General features: G+C 48.0%; 1 protein-coding gene. It reads right to left on the bottom strand.

Annotated features, from left to right (window positions below; genetic code table 11):
* Positions 1 to 9 precede the first annotated feature (9 nt).
* A complete protein-coding gene (locus tag KNQ15_RS16555; RefSeq protein ID WP_214730123.1) occupies positions 10 to 948 on the bottom strand; it encodes an IS30 family transposase in 939 nt (312 codons plus the stop codon).
* Between the last annotated feature and the right edge of the window lie 108 nt (positions 949 to 1,056).

Here is a 1,056-nt window from a genome sequence, read left to right as displayed (position 1 = left end):
GATGATTTGTCAAATTAAGTGCAACACTTCTTCCGTGAAGACCTCGTATGCAGTTTTCCAGTTGAGACATTTCCTCGGTCTGCCATTAATCAAGGCGAGCGCTTGAGCGAGTTCAGAACGGCTGACCTTTCCGAAATCTGTCCCCTTCGGGAAAAATTCACGGAGAAGACCATTGGCATTCTCGTTACTCCCACGCTGCCAAGAAGAATACGGATCCGCAAAATACATGGGTACGCCTAATTTGTCACGAATTCGCTCATGACAACTAAACTCTTTTCCACGATCTGTCGTCGCAGTTTGGAACGTTCCCGTCGGGAAATAGAGATGCAATGCTTGAATCGCAGACTCCATCGATTGAGCGGACCGATCTTCCATCGGTACAGCGAGATAGAAACGGCTCTTTCGCTCGACAAACGTCGCGACACAAGCCTTAGATTTCCCTCTACCCGAGACGACAGTATCAAGCTCCCAATGCCCGAACGTTTGACGCCCTTTGACGTCAGTCGGACGTTTACTGATCGGTAGTCCGACGTTGAAGCGTCCACGCGTCTCACGTGGTTTCTGACGCTTTCCCTTTTGTCGAAGGAGTCCGGAATCGGCCTCGACGAGGCCCATATAGATCCAGCGATAAATCGTCTTGAACGAGAGTCCATCTTCTTGGAACAATCGTCCGGCAATCTGTTCAGGAGACCATGTCTCCCGTAACTTTTCGAGAATGCGCTCTCCTTTTTCAAGCGTAAACTTCGTTCGTGCACCGCACTGCTTTCTTCGCTCCACATAACGCTGATTGGCATGAGAAGCATCGTAGTGAGGATTTCGTTTCAGTTCTCGTGAAATCGTAGAAGGTTGGCGCCCTAGGCGTCCCGCAATCTTTCGGACAGAGAAACCTAGCTCGAGATATGTCTCTATTTTGACTCTTTCTGATGTGGTAAGATGAACATAGCTCATAACGAATCCTCCGTTGAATGTGGTGTGGTAACTTTATTCTACACGAGGTCGTTATGGGTTTTTTTGTGTTTTCAGCTAGGTGTTGCACTTAATATTACAATTCGTCAT

This window comes from Exiguobacterium sp. s168 (genome assembly GCF_018619035.1).
In the GTDB taxonomy this organism is placed as follows: Bacteria; Bacillota; Bacilli; order Exiguobacteriales; family Exiguobacteriaceae; genus Exiguobacterium_A; species Exiguobacterium_A acetylicum.
The sequence above is the reverse complement of the archived record's forward strand: the minus strand, read 5'-3'. Positions and strand labels throughout refer to the sequence as shown.